A 17,265-nucleotide genomic window follows, 5' to 3' on the forward strand; every position below is an offset into this window, starting at 1 on the left:
TGAATGATTATTCGAGGGAGCGCGAGGGAGCCCGTGGCTCCCTCGCATTCACATTCCGGCGCAGCCGGAAAACCTTGGTGTCTTGGTGTCTTGGTGGTTCAACAACTCCACCAACCGCTGAAGCCGCAGCACGCGCCGTCAGCACACCTTCTTGGTGTCCTTCGTGTCTTGGTGGCCTCGCCGCATCCCGCCAGCCGCCTTACTCCTCCACGCCCGTCGTCGCCCCGGCTCCGAGCGCGCGCTGCATGTAGACCGTGTCGATCCAGCGGCCGAACTTGCGCCCGCCGGCCTTGATCATGCCCACCTCCTCGAAGCCGCAGGCGCGGTGCAGGGCGATGGACCCTGCGTTGTCCGCATCCCCCACCACGCCGATCATCTGGCGCTTGCCGGCGGCCGTGCAGCGGTCGATGAGCGCCGTGAGCAGCGCCTTGCCGACGCCCTGGCCCTGGGCGTCGGGCGCGATGTAGACACTGTCCTCCACCGTGAAGCGCCAGCCAATGCGGCCGTGGAACAGGGCGGCGTAGGCGTAGCCCAGCAGCCGCCCGTCGTCGGTGGCGGCGACGAGCCAGGGCAGGCCCTGTTCCAGCACCATGTCGCGTCGGCGCAGCATCTCCTCCACCGGCGGTGGTTCGTATTCGTAGGAGCCGGTGCCGTGGCGGACGTGGTGGGCATAGATGTCCGTAACGGCGTCCATGTCGGCGTCGGTGGCGTCGCGCACGGTGAAGGCGGGAGAGGGGGTGTCGGTCATGGCGGGTCCTGTCGCAAACACGGGGCGGCGACGGTGCCTCCGGCGCACCGTCGGGGCAAGGGCCAAAGCGCGTTGAAGATTTTTGCAAAAAACGTCTTGCGCACCCCCTCGGGATTGGATACAAGGGCGCCCTCACGAGGACGCAGCCCACACGGACCGGCGCCTCGGACGACGAAGACCCCTTCGTCTAGCGGTTAGGACACCACTCTTTCACAGTGGAGACACGGGTTCGATTCCCGTAGGGGTCGCCAGAATTGAAAAGCCGCCTTCCAGCCGGAAGGCGGCTTTTCCTTTGCCTGAGGAAATACCTCAAGCGCCTATTCCGCCGCCTTGTTCCGCAGGGCTTCCACCGGGTGGGGGCCTTCGGTTTCCAGGCGGTATTCGTCGCCCGTTTCCTTGCGGTGGCGATCGATGATCTCCTCCGACGGAACCGGCCCGCCGCCGTTGACCTGCTCGCGGTACCAGTCGTAGCGGTTCCCCTCCGGCAGTTCGGAGACCGGGACGAACTCCGTCAGGTTGCCCGTCAGGTTCACCTGCTCGTGCAGCACCTTGCGGACGTAGTCCTTGTTGGTCTCGAAGGTCATGGCCTCGGGCAGGGTGTCGGGCAGCATGGACGTCGGGTCCTTGCCGTCCATCTTCTTCGCCAGTTCCACGGCGGCCTTCAACTGCTCGATCTCCATGGCGAGGTGGGTTTCCCACACCTGCTTGATGCGCGGGTCGGTCTCCGTCTGGGCGAAGGACCAGTACAGCCAGCACTCGTTGTACTCGTGCATCACCAGGCGCTCGGCCCAGGTGGTGTCGGGCGGCAGGAGGCTTTCGTAGTGGGTGACGTGCTGTTCCTCGATCTGGGCGATCTCCAGGTACAGCGCGCGCGCCAGGGGGTCCTCGGGCCGATTGCCGACGTTCATGTAGAAGTTCATGGTCTGCTGCTCGGCCGCCATGACCGTCATGGCGTGCATCACCGAACGCGGGTCGCCGTCCCTGGGCAGCGGCTTACGGATGTCGTCGTGCGGGTGGCGGTGTTCGTCGATGGTCGGGCGGCCGGGCATGATCTCGGTCAGTTCGCCCACCAGCTCGGCGGCCTTGCGGGGGTTCTTGAGGTCCAGCAGGTTGGCGTAGCGGTACAGGTGGTCGAAGTCCTCCAGCAGGCCGAATTCATAGGCCTGGCGGGCGTAGGGGTCGGGCTCCTGCCGGGCGATCCAGGCGGTCAGGTCGACGGCCACCTGCTCGTAGCCGATGGTGACGTCCAGCACGTCCTCCGTCGCGGGAATGAGCCAGTTGCACACCTTCTGCTGCTGCTGCTCGATGCGGCGCGTCTCGGCCAGCTTGCGCTTGATGTCGAGGTCGGGGCAGTGGCGGGCGAATTGGTGGCCGAACCACTGCGCCTCCATTTCCGCGCCGTTCATCACGATGATGCGGCAGCGGGTGTAGGGGTCGACGGAGCGCGTGTCGTAGGGCTCGACGTTCAACTCGCTCCAGGTGCGAAGCTGCTGGTCGAGGGGGATGCCGGTCTCGGCAAGCGGATTGAAAGTCATGGGCGGAGCCTCCGGTGAGGTGTCGGGATGCCGCCCAAACGTCACGCCGGGGTGGGCCGGTTCCGCGAAACCTGCGGGACGCAGCTTTTTCCATTTCAACGGGCGGAACGCCCGGACAGGCGCCACCGAACGCTGCCGCCAATGGGCGCAGCGCCCCGCCCATCGGCCGCGAAAAAGGCCCGGTGCCAGAGCGGCGCCGGGCCTTTCGTCAACCAGCGAAACGGGCCGCTCAGACGTGGTCCTTGTTCTCCACGATGATGACCTCGCGGGCGTTGTGGCTCTCGCGCACCAGGTCGGCGGCGCGAAGGGCGTCGTCCAGCGTGGAGAACATCGGGTTCTCGGGCTGGAAGGCCGGCTGCTCCACCCCGTCGAGGCGGGCGCAGATGCGGTAGCCGTTGTCCTCGCGCAGGATGTGGATCTCGTTGTTCAGGCGGTTGATGGGGCCGATGACGAACAGGCGTTCCACCTTGTGCTCGCCCTCGGGCCACATCTCGTCCTCGTAGACCTCGGTTTCCTTGATCTCGGTGTTGAAGTGCTCGGCGATGCGAGAGAACAGGGCTTCCGAGGCGGCGTTGTCGGGCGCGATGGTGGTTTCGATCCAGCGCACCGACGCGCACTGCTCGCTGTTGAGGATGTGCTCCAGCATGCCGCGCGCGATGCCCTTGCCCTGGAACTTGTCGCGCACGCCGACCTGCCAGACGAACAACTGCGTCGGGTCCTGGGGCAGCGGATAGGCGGTGACCATGCCGGCGATCTCGCCGTCCACCTCCGCCACCACGCTGGTCGCCGCGAAGTTGCGGCATGCCATGAAATAGGCGTAGGAGGAATTGTCGTCGAGTGCGGCGGCCTCGTCGACCATCTTCCAGATTTCGGCGCCGTCCTCCAGGGACGGGGTGCGGTAGGTCACGTCGTCATCGGACACGGGGATGGGTCCTCCGTTCTTGTTGTCGCGTCGGGCGATCGAGCGCCAGTGTGCGAAACCCGGCCGCCCGGGTCCAGGGTTTATCCCGACGCACACGGCCCGCCGGCCCCGGACATGGGGCTGACGTGCCGTCGAAATCGCGCTATATGGCGGGCTTGCACGGCCCTTCCGGTAGATGAACGCTCATGACCCCCGACACGATCCTGAACCGCCTGCTCTACAAGGACAGCCTGATGCTGGTCCTCAACAAGCCGGCCGGACTGCCCGTGCACGCCGGCCCGAAAGGCGGCGACAACCTGGAAATGTTCCTGGACCCCCTGCGCTTCGGCCTGCCGCGCCTGCCGTCCCTGGCGCACCGGCTGGACCGCGACACCTCGGGCTGCCTGATCCTGGGCCGCCACTCCAAGGCCCTGCGCAAGCTGGGCAAGCTGTTCCAGCAGGGCAGGGTGGAAAAGACCTACTGGGCCGTGGTCGACGGCGCCCCGCCCAAGGAGCACGGCGTGCTCCACGCCAAGCTGCGCAAGCTCACCCCCAAGAGCGGCTGGAAGATGGTCGTCGACGAGGCCGAGGGTCAGGCGGCCGTCACCGAATACCGGGTCCTCGGCCGGTCGGACGACGGGCGCCGGACCTGGCTGGAGTGCAAACCGAAGACGGGTCGCACCCATCAGATCCGCGTCCACTGTGCGCACATGGGCTGTCCCATCGTCGGCGACGCCGTCTACGGCGTGCCGGGCGTGGCGCCCCTGCATCTGCACGCGCGCGGGGTGGTGGTGCCGCTGTACCCCACGCGCGACGAGCCCATCGCCGTGGAGGCGCCGGCGCCCGAGCACATGCGGGCGCTGCTGAAGGCCTGCGGGTTCAGCGACGAGGCGGACGTGGCGGTCGCCCCTTAGTCGCCGCCGCCGGCATTGCCGTGCTTGTCGATGATTTGCACGGCCTCGAAACCCTCGAACTGGGGCGGACCCAGGTAGACGTCCCTGGACCCGGCCGCCCCGGCGTGGGCCTTGCGGAAGGCCTCGGAATTGGTCCAGTCGCGGAAGTGCCGCTCGCTCTGCCACACGGTATGCGAGGCATACAGTGTGTGGTCGTCGTGCGCCGGACCCTTGAGCAGGGCGAACTCCACGAAGCCGGGAACCTTGTGCAGATGGGTTTCGCGCTCGCGCCAGATGGTCTCGAAGGCCTCCTCCGAGCCCGGCTTGATGCGGAAGCGGTTCATGGCGATGTACATGGCGGCTCCTTGATCTTGATCCTTGGGCGGCACGCGCGGCGAGGGCACCAGGGTGCCGGCTCGCGGCGGCGGCGTCCACCTCCGCGACGCACCCGAAAGCCCCTTCCGCGCGTAGGTAGGGCATCAGGAACCCATACGAGGTGTCCATGCCTGCCGATCCCCGGGAGCCGCGACCGAAGGCGGAGCCGCCCGGTCAAGCCCCAGACATGCAATGGCCGCCGGAGCGCACCGTTCCGGACGGGCGGGAGCGGCGCGTCGGCATCGAACTGGAGTTCGCCGGCGTCACCGCCCGCGATGCCGCCGACCTTGTGGCCGACCTGTTCGGCGGACAGGTGGAGGAGCGCGATCCGCACCGTTTCGTCGTCAGGGACACCGCGCTCGGCACCTTCGAGACGGAGCTGGACAGCCAATACGTCCACTCCGAGGACAAGACGGTGCCCGGCATCACCGAGTCCAAGGCCGCCCAGGTCGCCCAGGCGGTGTGGGAGCGCGCCGCCGACGTGGTGGCCGACGCCGCGCAGTACTGGCTGCCGGTGGAGGTGGTCAGCCCGCCCATGCCGTTCTCGGACATCCCCCGCTTCGACGCCATTCTGGGGTCCCTGCGCGAGCGCGGGGCGGAAGGAACGCGCGACAGCGTCGTCTATGCCTTCGCCCTGCAACTGAACCCCGAGGTGGCGCGCGCGGACGTGCCGTGGATCACCAGCGTCGTCCGGGCCTATGCGCTGCTGGAGGACTGGCTGAAGCTGCGCATCCATCCCGACCCGCTGCGCCGCGTCCTGCGCTTCGCCGCGCCTTGGCCCCTGGAATACAAGTCGCTGGTGCTGGCGCCGGGCTATGCGCCCGACCTGGCGACGCTGATTGACGACTACGCGCGGTACAACGACACCCGCAACCGCGGCCTGGATCTGTGGCCGCTGTTCGCGTACCTGGACCCCGGACGGGTGGCGGCCCGGATCGACGATCCGCTCATCAAGCCGCGCCCGACCTTCCACTACCGCCTGCCCGACGCGCGCCTGTCGGAGCCCGACTGGTCCGTGATCACGGAGTGGAACGACTGGGTCCGCGTCGAGTGCCTGGCCGCCGGCCCCTCGCGGCTGGAGGCCCTGGCCGATGAATGGCGGCGCCACGTTGCGTCCGGCGGGTCGGGTCCGGACTGGGCACGCACCATCTGCGCACGACTCGAGGAGGCATGATGGCGACCTTTCACGGCGGATCACGACGGCCGGTCATCGGCGTCACCGCCAGCCGGCGCGGCGGCCGCTGGATGTGGGCCTTCAATCGCCTGGCCCTGCGCATCGCCGGGGCCAAGGCGCGGCGCATCACGGCGACCGACGACGAGCGCGTGTTCGACGACGTCGACGGCCTGCTGCTGGGCGGCGGCGACGACATCGGCGCCGAACTGTACGGCGGCGAGTTGACGCTGGACGTGCGGCTCGACCCCGAACGCGACGAACTGGAGCGCCGGGCGCTGGATGTGGCGTTCGAGCGCCAGCTGCCCGTGCTGGGCGTCTGCCGCGGGGCGCAGATGATCAACATCCACTGCGGCGGCACGCTGCACCAGGAAATCCGCGAGGTCTTCGCCCAGGCGCCCTACATGCGCACCATCCTGCCCAAGAAATGGGTGGAGGTGGAGGACAACTCGCGGCTGCTCGACCTGCTCGGGCGCAAGCGGATCAAGGTGAACAGCCTGCATCACCAGGCCATCGACCGCCCCGGCACCGACCTGCGCATCGTCGCGCGTGACGAACATGGTATCGTGCAGGGAATCGAGCGCGCCGCCGATCCGTTGCTGGTCGGGGTGCAGTGGCATCCGGAGTTCCTGTTCTATGCGCAAAGCCAGTCGGAACTCCTGAAGGCGCTGGTGGCGCAGGCCCGCCGGTGCATGGAAAACCGCGGAGGGGAGTGCGCCGCATGACCGCCGACACCGAGACCGACAACGGCAGGCCCGCCGAAGGCCGGGCCGACAGACCCTTCGGCGCCGAGGGCGAAGGGCCCGGAGGCACCGAGCCCGTTGGCGTGGTGCTGGACACCAATGTCTTCGTCGCCGCCGGCTTTTCGCCGGGCAGTGCCTCGGGCCGGATCATCGACGCTGTGCGGCGCGGCACGCTGACGCTGGTGTGGAACGCCGCCACCCGGCGCGAGACCGAGCGGATCGTGCGCAAGATCCCGCCGCTGTCGCGCAAGCCGGTGGCCGATCTGTTCGAAGGCGGTTATGAATACACCGGCACGGTGGAGCCGGAGGCCTTCAACGCCATCGCCGACCCCGACGACCGCAAGTTTGCCGCTCTGGCGGCAGCGGCGGATGTTGAACTGGTCAGCCAGGACGACCACCTGCTTTCCGTCGCCAAGTGCTGGCCGGGACGTCTGCGAATCAGTTCCCCCCCGGCCTTCGCGCGCCGCTGGAAGCTGCGCACCTGAAAGTGCGGTAAAAGGGCGCCGCGAGAGGTACCCGAGTTTCCGGCCAAAGGTGGAGGCCGCGGTATCCCTGGGGCAAAGGAGCTAAGACCAACTGATTATCTGTGGGACATGATATTGCGCAGGGCGATTGTCATTTGACAAATTTATTGCGTTGGGGTGTAAAGGGCCTAACCACAGGCCCGGCGTTACCCTACGGCAAGGTAGTGAACGGGCCGGCATCGGAGAGTGAGTGACGACAACAAGAGGGATGTAAAATGCTTGGCCCGGCTGATCTCGAAGATTTCTACACCACCGTCGACCGCGAGCGCGACACCCGCCAGGGTGTCGGCGCCGAGGGCACCAGTGCCGGTCGCCGGCATTCGGGAGCGCCCCTGCAGGGCTTCTCGGTGCTGCGCCACATGATGAGCGCGCCCGGCCCCTTCGGCGGCCCCACCGGCCGGAGCTGAGACCCGCGCCCGCGCACCGGGCGATCGTCACGCGAAAAGGGCCGTCCCAAGGGGCGGCCCTTTTCCTGTTGCCGGCGTGATAACGTGACGGCAGCGGAGATGTCCGGAGGATTGGTGTTGCGTATCGAGTCTTTCCGTCCGGCCATGGCGCCGGCGCTGACGGAGGTGTATGGGGAGGCGGTTTCCGGCATCGGCCCGCGCGACTATTCGCCGGAGCAGGTGGCGGCATGGGCCTGCCTCGCGCCGACGGCGGAACGGTTCGCGGCTCTTTATGGCGACGGGCGGTTTACGGCGGTGGCGGTGGAGGGGGCGGGGCACGTCCTCGGGTTCACCGACATGGAGGACGACGGGCATATCGGCTTCCTCTATTGCCGGCCCGAAGTGGCAGGGACCGGCGTGGCGGCGCGGCTGTTCGAGGCGGTGGAGGCAGAGGCGCGCGCCAGAGGCCTGTCCCGCCTGTATTCGGAAGCCAGCGAGGCGGCGTGCCGTTTCTTCCTCCGCCGAGGTTTCAGGGTTCTTCGGCGTCGCGATCTGGAGATCTCCGGCACGCCAATTCACAACTTCGCCGTGGAAAAGACGGTGTAGCAAAAGACTGCGTGTCGCGGAAGCTGTGCTCCCGATCACCCTTACTTCCGCCGCTTCTTCGGCGCCTTCTGCATCTTCTGCGGCATCCCCCGCTTGGGCGCGTGCGGATTGGGTGCCGTCGGCAGTTCAAGCTCGCTCGCCTCCAGCCGCTTGATCTCGTCGCGCAGGCGGGCGGCTTCCTCGAATTCCAGGTCGGCGGCGGCGGCGACCATGCGCTTGCGCATGTCGTCGATGGTAGCCCGTAGGTTGTGGCCGACCATGTGCGGCGCATCCGGGTCGCCGGTGGAGACGGTGACGTAATCGTGCTCCGCCACGTCGGACAGGACGTCGGAGATGCGCGAGCGGACGGTTTCCGGCGTAATACCGTGCTCGGCGTTGTAGGCCTGCTGTTTTTCGCGGCGGCGGTTGGTCTCGTTGATGGCGTACTCCAGGCTCTCCGTCATCTTGTCGGCGTAGAGGAGAACCCGGCCGTCCACGTTGCGCGCCGCGCGGCCGATGGTCTGGATGAGCGAGGTCTTGGAGCGCAGGAAGCCTTCCTTGTCGGCGTCCAGGATCGCCACCAGGCCGCATTCGGGAATGTCCAGGCCCTCGCGCAGCAGGTTGATGCCCACCAGCACGTCGAAGGCGCCCAGCCGAAGGTCGCGGATGATCTCGATGCGCTCCAGCGTGTCGATGTCGGAGTGCATGTAGCGCACCCGCACGCCCTGCTCGCCCATGTATTCCGTCAGGTCCTCGGCCATGCGCTTGGTCAGCGTGGTGACCAGCACGCGCAGGCCCTTGGCGGCGCATTCGCGGGCCTCGTACAGCAGGTCGTCCACCTGCTTCTCCACGGGGCGGATGGTGCAGACGGGGTCGATGAGGCCCGTCGGGCGGATGACCTGTTCAGTGAAGACGCCGCCGGTGCGCTCCATCTCCCACGGGCCGGGGGTGGCGGAGACGAAGACGGTCTGGGGGCGCATGGCGTCCCATTCCTCGAACTTCAGCGGCCGGTTGTCCTTGCAGGACGGCAGGCGGAAGCCGAACTCCGACAGCGTGTGCTTGCGCGCGTAGTCGCCCCGGAACATGCCGCCGATCTGCGGCACGGTGACGTGGCTTTCGTCGACGAAGCAGATGGCGTCCTCGGGCAGGTACTCGAACAGGGTCGGCGGCGGCTCTCCGGGGCTGCGGCCGGTGAGGTAGCGGCTGTAGTTCTCGATGCCCTTGCAGTGCCCGGTGCTTTCCATCATTTCCAGGTCGAAGCGCGTGCGCTGCTCCAGCCGCTGGGCCTCCAGCAGCTTGCCGGCCTCGGTCAGTTCCTCCAGCCGCTGGGTCAGCTCCGCCTTGATGCCCTTGATGGCCTGGGAGAGGGCGGGGCGCGGGGTGACGTGGTGGCTGTTGGGATAGATGGTCACGCGGTCCATGCCGCCGGTCTTCTCGCCGGTCAGCGGGTCGAATTCGGAAATCGCCTCCACCTCGTCGCCGAACAGGGAGATTCGCCAGGCGCGGTCCTCGTAGTGGGCGGGGAAGATTTCCACCGTGTCGCCGCGCACCCGGAAGCAGCCGCGCGAAAAGCCCGTGTCGTTGCGCTTGTACTGAAGCTCCACCAGTTGCTTGATGAGGTCCTTGCGGTCGATGGTGTCGTCGACCTTGATCGGGATCGTCATCCGCGAATAGCTCTCGACCGAGCCGAGGCCGTAGATGCACGAGACCGACGCCACCAGGATCACGTCGCGCCGCTCCAGCACCGCGCGGGTGGCGGAGTGGCGCATGCGGTCGATCTGCTCGTTGATGCTGGCGTCTTTCTCGATGTAGGTGTCGGTGCGCGGGACGTAGGCTTCCGGCTGGTAGTAGTCGTAGTAGGAAACGAAATATTCCACCGCGTTGTCGGGGAAGAACGCCTTCATCTCGCCGTACAACTGTGCGGCCAGCGTCTTGTTGGGCGCCAGCACCAGCGCGGGGCGGCCCGAATTGGCGATCAGCGACGCCATGGTGAAGGTCTTGCCCGAGCCCGTGACGCCCAGTAGCACCTGGTCCTTTTCCTCGGCCACCAGCCCCTCGCCCAGTTCGGCGATGGCCTGTGGCTGGTCGCCGGCCGGCGTGTAGTCGGAGGCGAGCTTGAAGTCGGCGGCCGGTCCGGCGGCCGGACGCTCGTACATGGGAAGGACGACGCTCATGGGCTTGGTCTTGGTCTCATGCGGCGGGAATCAGGTCCGCATGAAGGTGGGACAGCCAGCGCCGGGGATCAATACCGCAGGTCCACGTCCACCGTCACCGAGCCCCGTTCGGGCACATTGAAGGCGGCTTGCTCAAAGCGGGCGCGGTCCGGGTCGGCGTCATTGCTGACGCCTTCGCCCTCCAGCGTGAACAGGCCGAAGACGCGGTCGAGTATGCCGTTGTCGTTCTCGTCGTGCAGCACGCGCACGGCGTAGCGTCCGGGCGACAGGCCATCGAACACGGCGGTGACGCGGCCCGGCGCGGCCGGCACGGCCTGGACCTCCAGCGGCCGGGCGTCTTCCGCCGTACCGTGGAAGGTGTCGGCGTCGGCGAACAGGGCGACGCGGATCATGCCCTGGTCGCTCTCCACCGCCTCGGCGCGCACGCGCAGACGGGTTCCCGCCTCGGCCTCTATGACGATGGCGGGCCCGGGCCGCGCCATGGGCGTGTGCAACGGCCCGGCGGCAAAGGCTGCATCGGTGGCGGGCGCGTCGGCCGCGGCGAGCGCGAGCCCACCGGCAACGGCGGTCAGGGACAGGACGGCGACGGTCCGGATGAGGCGCATGGCGGTCGGCGGACGACAGGGACGGTGGGGAGGCGGGCGCGGTTTCGCACCATTTGTGGTGATGCCGTCAAACAATGGCAAGAGTATGGCGCGAATTTGCCGGGCAAAACCGTCCCGCGCTCAACCGCGCGACGGGCGGTTGAGCGCGGGACGGGTGACGGATGATCCGCAAGCGCCCTTGCGCCCGCCGGGGCAGGATCGTAGTGTTGCACCGACGCGAATTCCTGCCGCCGGGGGTTGTAACGGCTCCGGCGGCGTCCGCGCGCCTGAACCTTAACGCGCGCGGCTCACTCTGACAGAGACCACAGGGGAAACTGACAGCATGTCGATCATCGCCAAGCGCCTGTCCGCCATCAAGCCGTCGCCGACCATCGCGGTGACCCAGAAGGCCGCCGAACTGCGCGCGGCCGGGCGGGACGTGATCGGCCTGGGCGCCGGCGAGCCGGACTTCGACACGCCCGACCACATCAAGGCGGCCGCCAAGGCCGCCATGGACCGCGGCGAGACCAAGTACACGGCCGTCGCCGGCACCCCGGCCCTGCGCCAGGCCATCTGCGACAAGCTGAAGCGCGAGAACAACCTCGACTACACGCCCGAGCAGATCACGGTCGGCTGCGGCGGCAAGCAGACCATCTACAACGCCATCATGGCGACGGTGGAAGACGGCGACGAGGTCATCATCCCCGCACCCTACTGGGTCAGCTACCCGGACATCACGCTGCTGGCCGGTGGCAAGCCCGTGTTCGTGGCCTGCGACGACTCCACCGGCTTCAAGCTGACGCCGGACGCGCTGGAAAAGGCGATCACGCCCAAGACCAAGTGGCTGGTGCTGAACTCGCCGTCCAACCCGACGGGCGCGGCCTACACCGCCGATGACCTGAAGGCGATCGCCGACGTGCTTCTCAAGCACCCCGAGGTCTGGGTGATGACCGACGACATGTACGAGCACCTGGTCTACGACGGCTTCCAGTTCGCCACCATCGCGCAGGTCGAGCCCAAGCTGATGGACCGCACGCTGACGCTCAACGGCGTGTCCAAGGCCTTCAGCATGACCGGCTGGCGCGTCGGCTATGCCGCCGGCCCGGTCGAACTGATCAAGGCCATGAACAAGATCCAGAGCCAGTCCAGCACCCACACGGCCAGCATCTCGCAGGCCGCCGCCGTGGAGGCGCTGAACGGCCCGCAGGAGTTCCTGGGCGAGTGGTGCAAGGCCTTCGCCGCCCGCCGCGACCTGGTGGTGGAAGCCATCAACGGCACGCCGGGTCTGTCCTGCCGCAAGCCGGAAGGCGCCTTCTACGTCTACCCGTCCTGCGAGGGGCTGATCGGCAGGAAGACCGCCGACGGCAAGACCATCGAGTCCGACGCCGACTTCGCCGAGGCCCTGCTGGAGGCCGAGGGCGTGGCCGTGGTTCCGGGCGTGGCCTTCGGCCTGTCGCCCTACTTCCGCATCAGCTACGCCACGTCGGAAAAGAACCTTCAGGAAGCCTGCACGCGCATCAAGCGCTTCTGCGAGGGCCTGAAGTAAGCCACTCAGCGGATTGATCCGCGACGCGAAACGCCCGCCGGGGGAGGCCCCTCCGGCGGGCGTTTTTCGTCTGCGTGTTGAGGCAAATGACGGCCGGGCGTATGGTCGGAGCATCACAGCGCACATCGCCGGGCAGGGAAGGGGTCGACCATGTTCACCATGAAGGGCGAATGGGCGAAGGACGCGCCGCCGCAGCTCATGATCCTCTCGGGCGCGGGGTTGAGCGCCGAAAGCGGCATCCGCACCTTCCGCGACGCCGGCGGGCTGTGGGAAGGCCACGACATCGACACCGTGTGCAATTTCGACAACTGGCGTGAGAACCTGACGCTGGTCCACGGCTTCTACCAGGCCCGGCGCGAGGCCGCCGCCAAAGCCGAGCCCAACCCGGCGCACCAGGCCGTCGCCCGCTGGCAGACGCGCTGGCCGACACACCTTCTGACCCAGAACGTCGACGACCTGCTGGAGCGTGCGGGCTGCGCCGACGTCTGCCACCTGCACGGCCGCCTGCAGGACATGCGGTGCTTCGCCTGCGACCATGACTGGGAGCACGGCCTCGGCCCCTGGACGGTCGGCGAGGACGCCTGCCCCAACTGCGGCAACACCGACGCGGTCAAGCCCGGCGTGGTGTTCTTCGGCGAGATGGCGCCCGAGTACCGCACCCTCCAGCGCGCCATGGATTCCCTTAGGCCGCGCGACGTGCTGCTGGTGATCGGAACCTCCGGCCAGGTGCTGCCGGTGGCGCGCATGGGGCTGGAGGCACCGGGGCCGACCATCCTCAACAACCTGGAACCCGCGGACGCCATCCCCGACCGCTGCTTCGACCACTGCGTCTACCGCCCGGCCGGTGAGGCGGTGACCAAGGTGGAAGCGCTGCTGGAGCGGTATCTGGACTGAGGCGCCGGCGGACACGCCCCGGCACCCAGTCGCGGGATGGTGGGTGAAGGATTTCCTTGTGGCAACCGTGAGGCGGCATCATCTGTTAGTATTACAGGTCTTTTGGCTTAGGCGTAACCAATAGGGTTGGTAGGCCGCCTACACGTTCGGCAGGTAGATGTTTCGCTTCGACCGGTCGCGGGGGAAGGCATGACCGCATTGCCAGGGGAAGAGTATTGGCTGGACCAACTCCAGGATCCTCTCGCCATCACAAGCACGGACGGCGTCATCGTATTCGTGAATCGGGCGTGGCGCCGGTTCTGCAAGGACAATGGCGGTGATCCCGACAGCGGCTGCGTGGGCGTCAATTACCTGGAAGTCTGCGGCAGCGCGCCGGATCATCCCGACGCCGCGCAGGTCGCGACCGGGCTGCGTGATGTGCTCAGCGGCGCCATCGAGAGTTTCTCCCACGAATACCCCTGCCATTCCGCGACGACGATGCGGTGGTACAATGTCTCTCTCTTTGCGTTTGCCGGGGCGGAAGGGCGTCAGGCCATCATCTCGCACCGGCGCCTGACCGGGCCAACGCCGGCCACCGCCGATCTTGATCACTATCGCGGGCGCCTGGAGCCCGTTACCGGCGTGGCCAACCGCTTCCACCTGCTTGAGCGCGTCGAGCGCGCTCTGTCGCGGGGACGGCGGCAGGGCACGGGCGTCGTCGTCGTCGCCACCAACATCCGCAACTTCAGCGCCTTGAACGCGACCTACGGCTACCGCGTCGGTGACGTGGTCCTGCGCGAGCTGGCCGGGCGCCTGCTGAATGTTTTCGAAGATTCGGGCGTGGTGGCCTCCATGGGTGGCGACAAGCTCATGGTGCTCCTGAGGGACGTGGGGGATACGACCGCGCTGCAACTGTCGCTGATGAAAATCTCCGACGCTCTGTGTAGTGAACTCAATGTACAGGGAGAGCGGTTGCGCCTGCGCGCCAGCCTCGGCGTCGCCGACTGCTTCGCCTGCGATACCGACGCCTGCACGCTTGTCGGTCAGGCCGAAGTGGCGCTGCGGTCGGCGCCCGACCAACCCAGCGGCGGCATCGCCTATCACTCGTCATCCCTGCAGGAAGTGATCAGCCTGCGGACCCGCCTTACGGCCGAACTGAACGAGGCCCTTCGCACCGACCAGTTCGAGTTGTACCTCCAGCCCCAGGTCGACAGCCGAACGGGAACCCTTGTCGGAGCGGAGGCGCTGCTGCGCTGGAACCATCCCGTCCGCGGCCTCGTGTCGCCAGCCGATTTCATTCCGGCCGTGGAGGAAAGCGGCATGGCCTCCGCCGTCTTCGCCTGGGTCCTGGAAGAGGCCTGCCGCATCCTGAAGCTGTGGCGCGGCCGCCTGCACGGCGCGGTCAGCCTCAACCTTTCCGGCAGCCAGCTTGCCGACGCAGACCTGGCGGCGGCTGTGATCGAAGCCCTGCAGCGCCACAACGTGCCCGCCGGGGCGGTTCGCCTGGAGGTCACGGAGGACAGCCTGATCCGGGACATGGATGCCGCCGTCACGACCCTGCGGCAATTGGCGGAGGCGGGGGTTCCCACATCCATCGACGACTTCGGCACGGGCTACAGCTCGCTGCAATATCTGGCGCGGCTGCCGGTGGACGAGATCAAGATTGATCGCGCCTTCGTCCAGGCGCTGCCTGGCAGGGCGTGCGACACGGCGCTGGTCCAGGCCATGGTCAATATGGCGGAAGCACACGACTTGCGGGTGGTCGCGGAAGGCGTCGAGACGGACGAGCAGGCCTGGCAGGTGCGGCGGATGGGATGCTCCGTCATCCAGGGGTTCCTGTTCGGCCGGCCCGCCCCGCTGGCAGATTTCGAGGCGGCCTGGCTGAACGACTGACGGGCGGCGGTCGACCATCAGCGAAGGGCGTTGATGGAATGCCACCCTTTCCGGTTGCTCATGCCATCGTTGCGGGCTACCGTTTCGGGCGAGTCCGCGTCCCGCCCCAGCTCCCGGCCCGTTCATGCAGCGCACCGACCTTCCGGAACGCCCCGACTGGCGGGCGAAAGCCGAGGACCTCGGCTTCACCTTCCATTCCATGTACGGCGAGCCCTACTGGGACGAATCCGCCGCCTACCGCTTCACGCTCCGCCAGATCGAGGACGACATCGAGGACCCGACGGCGGAACTGCATCAGATGTGCCTGGCCGTGGTGGACGATGCCGTGCGCGACGAGGAAACCCTGACCAAGCTCGCCATTCCGCGCGAGCACTGGGACCTCATCGCCGAAAGCTGGAAGGCCGGCGCGGCCAGCCTCTACGGCCGCTTCGACCTGGCCTATACCGGCGAGGGCCCGGCCAAGATGCTGGAGTACAACGCCGATACGCCCACCAGCCTCTATGAATCCGCCTATTTCCAGTGGCTGTGGCTGGAAGACCAGGTCGCCGCCGGCGTGCTGCCCGAGGACGCGGACCAGTTCAACAGCATCCAGGAGTGCCTGATCGACCGGATGGCCGAGATATGGCCAGGCGGCGGTCACGTCCACTTCTCCGCCTGCAAGGGGTCGGAGGAAGACCGCCAGACGGTCCGCTACCTGGAGGACTGCGCCGAGCAGGCCGGCATCACGCCGCACTTCGTCTTCATGGAGGACATCGGCGTCGACGTGCTGGGGCGGCTGGCCGATGCCGACGCCAACGTCATCGGCGCCCTGTTCAAGCTGTATCCGTGGGAAATGATGCTTCGCGACGATGCCGCCCGCGACCTGGCCGGCGCCGGCTGCATGATCGTGGAGCCGCCGTGGAAGGCGGTGCTGTCCAACAAGGGCCTGCTGGCGCTGTTGTGGAAGCGCTTCCGCGGCCATCCCACCCTGCTGCCCGCCTTCTTCTGGGGCGAGGCCAACGAGGATTTGCCGCCGTCCTACGTCCGCAAGCCGCTGTATTCGCGGGAAGGGGACAACGTCGCCATCGTCCGCCCGGGGCACGAAACGGTCGAGGCCGACGGCGCCTATGGGGCGGAGGGTATGATCGCCCAGAGCTATACCCCGCTGCCCGTGTTCCGCCGCCCCGACGGCAGCGAGGTACACACGGTGCTCGGCTCGTGGATCGTCGGCGACGCGCCCTGCGGCCTGGCCGTGCGCGAGGACGCCGGCCCTATCACCCGCAATCTCAGCCGTTTCCTGCCGCACTGGATCGCGCCGTCATGACCGTCCGCCTGCTGCTCCGCGCCCTTTACCGCCAATTGACGGAGGTCACCTGGCCCATTCTCATCGCCGTCACGCTGACCCATGCCGGGGTGCTGTGGCTGCTGCTGGCCTGGGCGGGCGAGACCGACATGCTGGCACCGGTCACCTACATCTATTGGTGGTGGACGACCAGTACGACGGTCGGCTACGGCGACATCTCGCCGGTCACCGACGCCGGCCGCATGATCGTGTCGTTCTTCGGCTATACCGGCGGCATCGCCATCTTCACGGCGGTGATCGCCAAGGCCATCAACTCCCTTTCCGCTTTCTGGAGGCGCCGCATGAACGGCCTCGCCGACTTCTCCAGCCTGACCGGCCACACCATCATCGTCGGCTACCATCCCGCGCGCACGCTGCGCATGATCGACGAACTTCTGGCCGGTCGCCCCGATGCCGAGATCGTCCTGGTCGCCCGCGAGATCGAGCAGAACCCGGACATGCGGGTGCGCTTCGTCCGCGCCGGAACGGGCAGCTTCACCACCGACCTGCGCCGGGCAGGGCTGGACGGTGCGAAAACGGTGCTCATCTACGGCGATGGCGACGACGAGACGCTGTCCGCCGCCCTGGCCGCCTCGGCCGCCGACGACGACGTGGCCATCGTCGCCTTCTTCCGCGACGAGGCCCAGGCCGACCTGCTGCGCGCCCATGTGCCGCGCGCCCGCTGCCTCATCTCCGACGCCGTGGAGCAGGTGGTGCGCGAGGCCCAGGACCCGGGGGCGGGCATCGTGCTGTCGTTGCTGTCGTCCACCGTGGAGGACGCCGCGGTGTTCTCTGTGCGGGTGCGCGAGGGCGCCGGGCTTGAAACCATCAAGCGCCGGCTGGAGGAGGCCGGCGCGGTGATGATCGGCCACCAGAAGAAGGGCGCGGTGCAGCCGACCCTGCTTCCGCAGGCGGCGGGCGAGGCCGCGCCGGGCGACCGGATCCACTACATCGCCCGCGCCCGCCTGCCGGGCGACATGCTCTGACCGCCCACCGCGCCGCCGGTGCGTTGA

Annotated in this window: 17 protein-coding genes and 1 tRNA gene; 12 read left to right on the forward strand and 6 right to left on the reverse strand. The window is 67.7% G+C overall.

What is annotated here, in order from left to right; translation table 11 throughout:
* Nucleotides 1–199: 199 nt before the first annotated feature.
* Complete coding sequence (locus LG334_RS08980) at nt 200–748, reverse strand: GNAT family N-acetyltransferase (protein WP_404385301.1); 549 nt, start codon at nt 746–748, stop codon at nt 200–202.
* A 176-nt stretch (nt 749–924) separates the two neighbouring features.
* Here LG334_RS08980 and LG334_RS08985 point away from each other — a divergent pair.
* A tRNA-Glu gene (locus LG334_RS08985) sits at nt 925–999 on the forward strand.
* A gap of 66 nt (nt 1,000–1,065) precedes the next feature.
* Here LG334_RS08985 and LG334_RS08990 read toward each other — a convergent pair.
* Nucleotides 1,066–2,283: a hypothetical protein gene (locus tag LG334_RS08990; RefSeq protein ID WP_404385303.1), complete on the reverse strand. Its 1,218-nt coding sequence runs from the start codon at nt 2,281–2,283 to the stop codon at nt 1,066–1,068.
* A gap of 229 nt (nt 2,284–2,512) precedes the next feature.
* Nucleotides 2,513–3,205, reverse strand: a complete 693-nt coding sequence (ectA, locus tag LG334_RS08995) for a diaminobutyrate acetyltransferase (RefSeq protein ID WP_404385305.1) — start codon at nt 3,203–3,205, stop codon at nt 2,513–2,515.
* A 185-nt stretch (nt 3,206–3,390) separates the two neighbouring features.
* On the opposite strand from ectA, the gene LG334_RS09000 reads away from it, so the two are divergent.
* A complete protein-coding gene (locus LG334_RS09000) occupies nt 3,391–4,098 on the forward strand; it encodes an RluA family pseudouridine synthase (protein WP_404385307.1) in 708 nt (235 codons plus the stop codon).
* Here LG334_RS09000 and LG334_RS09005 read toward each other — a convergent pair.
* Nucleotides 4,095–4,433, reverse strand: a complete 339-nt coding sequence (locus LG334_RS09005) for an antibiotic biosynthesis monooxygenase family protein (RefSeq protein ID WP_404385309.1) — start codon at nt 4,431–4,433, stop codon at nt 4,095–4,097. The genes LG334_RS09000 and LG334_RS09005 overlap by 4 nt on opposite strands.
* A 206-nt stretch (nt 4,434–4,639) precedes the next feature.
* On the opposite strand from LG334_RS09005, the gene LG334_RS09010 reads away from it, so the two are divergent.
* The 5 genes from LG334_RS09010 to LG334_RS09030 all read left to right on the forward strand — a co-directional run bounded on the left by LG334_RS09010 (nt 4,640) and on the right by LG334_RS09030 (nt 7,882).
* The gene (locus LG334_RS09010; protein WP_404385311.1) at nt 4,640–5,626 is read left to right on the forward strand and encodes an amidoligase family protein; all 987 of its coding nucleotides are present in this window, start codon (nt 4,640–4,642) and stop codon (nt 5,624–5,626) included.
* Complete coding sequence (locus tag LG334_RS09015; RefSeq protein ID WP_404385313.1) at nt 5,623–6,348, forward strand: gamma-glutamyl-gamma-aminobutyrate hydrolase family protein; 726 nt, start codon at nt 5,623–5,625, stop codon at nt 6,346–6,348. The genes LG334_RS09010 and LG334_RS09015 overlap by 4 nt, the downstream gene beginning before the upstream one ends.
* Nucleotides 6,345–6,851, forward strand: a complete 507-nt coding sequence (locus LG334_RS09020) for a putative toxin-antitoxin system toxin component, PIN family (RefSeq protein WP_404385315.1) — start codon at nt 6,345–6,347, stop codon at nt 6,849–6,851. Before LG334_RS09015 ends, LG334_RS09020 begins: the two co-directional genes overlap by 4 nt.
* A gap of 254 nt (nt 6,852–7,105) precedes the next feature.
* Nucleotides 7,106–7,297 (forward strand): hypothetical protein, encoded by a 192-nt coding sequence (locus LG334_RS09025; RefSeq protein WP_404385317.1) that lies wholly within the window; start codon nt 7,106–7,108, stop codon nt 7,295–7,297.
* A gap of 114 nt (nt 7,298–7,411) precedes the next feature.
* Nucleotides 7,412–7,882: a GNAT family N-acetyltransferase gene (locus LG334_RS09030; RefSeq protein ID WP_404385319.1), complete on the forward strand. Its 471-nt coding sequence runs from the start codon at nt 7,412–7,414 to the stop codon at nt 7,880–7,882.
* A gap of 41 nt (nt 7,883–7,923) precedes the next feature.
* Here the strand turns inward: LG334_RS09030 and uvrB are convergent, their stop codons facing one another.
* Both uvrB and LG334_RS09040 read right to left on the reverse strand, forming a co-directional pair.
* Nucleotides 7,924–10,035, reverse strand: a complete 2,112-nt coding sequence (uvrB, locus tag LG334_RS09035) for an excinuclease ABC subunit UvrB (protein WP_404385321.1) — start codon at nt 10,033–10,035, stop codon at nt 7,924–7,926.
* A 68-nt stretch (nt 10,036–10,103) separates the two neighbouring features.
* Nucleotides 10,104–10,640, reverse strand: a complete 537-nt coding sequence (locus LG334_RS09040) for a DUF2141 domain-containing protein (protein ID WP_404385323.1) — start codon at nt 10,638–10,640, stop codon at nt 10,104–10,106.
* A 322-nt stretch (nt 10,641–10,962) separates the two neighbouring features.
* On the opposite strand from LG334_RS09040, the gene LG334_RS09045 reads away from it, so the two are divergent.
* The 5 genes from LG334_RS09045 to LG334_RS09065 all read left to right on the forward strand — a co-directional run bounded on the left by LG334_RS09045 (nt 10,963) and on the right by LG334_RS09065 (nt 17,238).
* Nucleotides 10,963–12,165: a pyridoxal phosphate-dependent aminotransferase gene (locus LG334_RS09045; protein ID WP_404385325.1), complete on the forward strand. Its 1,203-nt coding sequence runs from the start codon at nt 10,963–10,965 to the stop codon at nt 12,163–12,165.
* A gap of 150 nt (nt 12,166–12,315) precedes the next feature.
* The gene (locus tag LG334_RS09050; protein WP_404385327.1) at nt 12,316–13,059 is read left to right on the forward strand and encodes an SIR2 family NAD-dependent protein deacylase; all 744 of its coding nucleotides are present in this window, start codon (nt 12,316–12,318) and stop codon (nt 13,057–13,059) included.
* 189 nt (nt 13,060–13,248) lie between these two features.
* The gene (locus tag LG334_RS09055; RefSeq protein WP_404385329.1) at nt 13,249–14,931 is read left to right on the forward strand and encodes an EAL domain-containing protein; all 1,683 of its coding nucleotides are present in this window, start codon (nt 13,249–13,251) and stop codon (nt 14,929–14,931) included.
* A 124-nt stretch (nt 14,932–15,055) separates the two neighbouring features.
* Complete coding sequence (locus LG334_RS09060; protein ID WP_404385331.1) at nt 15,056–16,234, forward strand: glutathionylspermidine synthase family protein; 1,179 nt, start codon at nt 15,056–15,058, stop codon at nt 16,232–16,234.
* A complete protein-coding gene (locus tag LG334_RS09065; RefSeq protein WP_404385333.1) occupies nt 16,231–17,238 on the forward strand; it encodes a potassium channel family protein in 1,008 nt (335 codons plus the stop codon). Before LG334_RS09060 ends, LG334_RS09065 begins: the two co-directional genes overlap by 4 nt.
* Nucleotides 17,239–17,265 lie beyond the last annotated feature (27 nt).

It is taken from the genome of Caenispirillum salinarum (genome assembly GCF_044803115.1).
GTDB classification, from domain to species: domain Bacteria; phylum Pseudomonadota; class Alphaproteobacteria; order Rhodospirillales; family Rhodospirillaceae; genus Caenispirillum; species Caenispirillum salinarum_A.

Excerpts from the sequence above, each read along its gene's own strand:
- LG334_RS09055 (WP_404385329.1), top strand. The coding sequence starts at position 13,249 with ATGACCGCATTGCCAGGGGAAGAGTATTGGCTGGACCAACTCCAGGAT.
- LG334_RS09060 (WP_404385331.1), top strand. The coding sequence starts at position 15,056 with ATGCAGCGCACCGACCTTCCGGAACGCCCCGACTGGCGGGCGAAAGCC.
- LG334_RS08990 (WP_404385303.1), bottom strand. The coding sequence starts at position 2,283 with ATGACTTTCAATCCGCTTGCCGAGACCGGCATCCCCCTCGACCAGCAG.
- LG334_RS09065 (WP_404385333.1), top strand. The coding sequence starts at position 16,231 with ATGACCGTCCGCCTGCTGCTCCGCGCCCTTTACCGCCAATTGACGGAG.
- LG334_RS08980 (WP_404385301.1), bottom strand. The coding sequence starts at position 748 with ATGACCGACACCCCCTCTCCCGCCTTCACCGTGCGCGACGCCACCGAC.
- LG334_RS09050 (WP_404385327.1), top strand. The coding sequence starts at position 12,316 with ATGTTCACCATGAAGGGCGAATGGGCGAAGGACGCGCCGCCGCAGCTC.
- LG334_RS09000 (WP_404385307.1), top strand. The coding sequence starts at position 3,391 with ATGACCCCCGACACGATCCTGAACCGCCTGCTCTACAAGGACAGCCTG.
- LG334_RS09015 (WP_404385313.1), top strand. The coding sequence starts at position 5,623 with ATGATGGCGACCTTTCACGGCGGATCACGACGGCCGGTCATCGGCGTC.
- LG334_RS09045 (WP_404385325.1), top strand. The coding sequence starts at position 10,963 with ATGTCGATCATCGCCAAGCGCCTGTCCGCCATCAAGCCGTCGCCGACC.
- LG334_RS09025 (WP_404385317.1), top strand. The coding sequence starts at position 7,106 with ATGCTTGGCCCGGCTGATCTCGAAGATTTCTACACCACCGTCGACCGC.
- LG334_RS09010 (WP_404385311.1), top strand. The coding sequence starts at position 4,640 with ATGCAATGGCCGCCGGAGCGCACCGTTCCGGACGGGCGGGAGCGGCGC.
- LG334_RS09020 (WP_404385315.1), top strand. The coding sequence starts at position 6,345 with ATGACCGCCGACACCGAGACCGACAACGGCAGGCCCGCCGAAGGCCGG.
- LG334_RS09040 (WP_404385323.1), bottom strand. The coding sequence starts at position 10,640 with ATGCGCCTCATCCGGACCGTCGCCGTCCTGTCCCTGACCGCCGTTGCC.
- uvrB (WP_404385321.1), bottom strand. The coding sequence starts at position 10,035 with ATGAGCGTCGTCCTTCCCATGTACGAGCGTCCGGCCGCCGGACCGGCC.
- LG334_RS09005 (WP_404385309.1), bottom strand. The coding sequence starts at position 4,433 with ATGTACATCGCCATGAACCGCTTCCGCATCAAGCCGGGCTCGGAGGAG.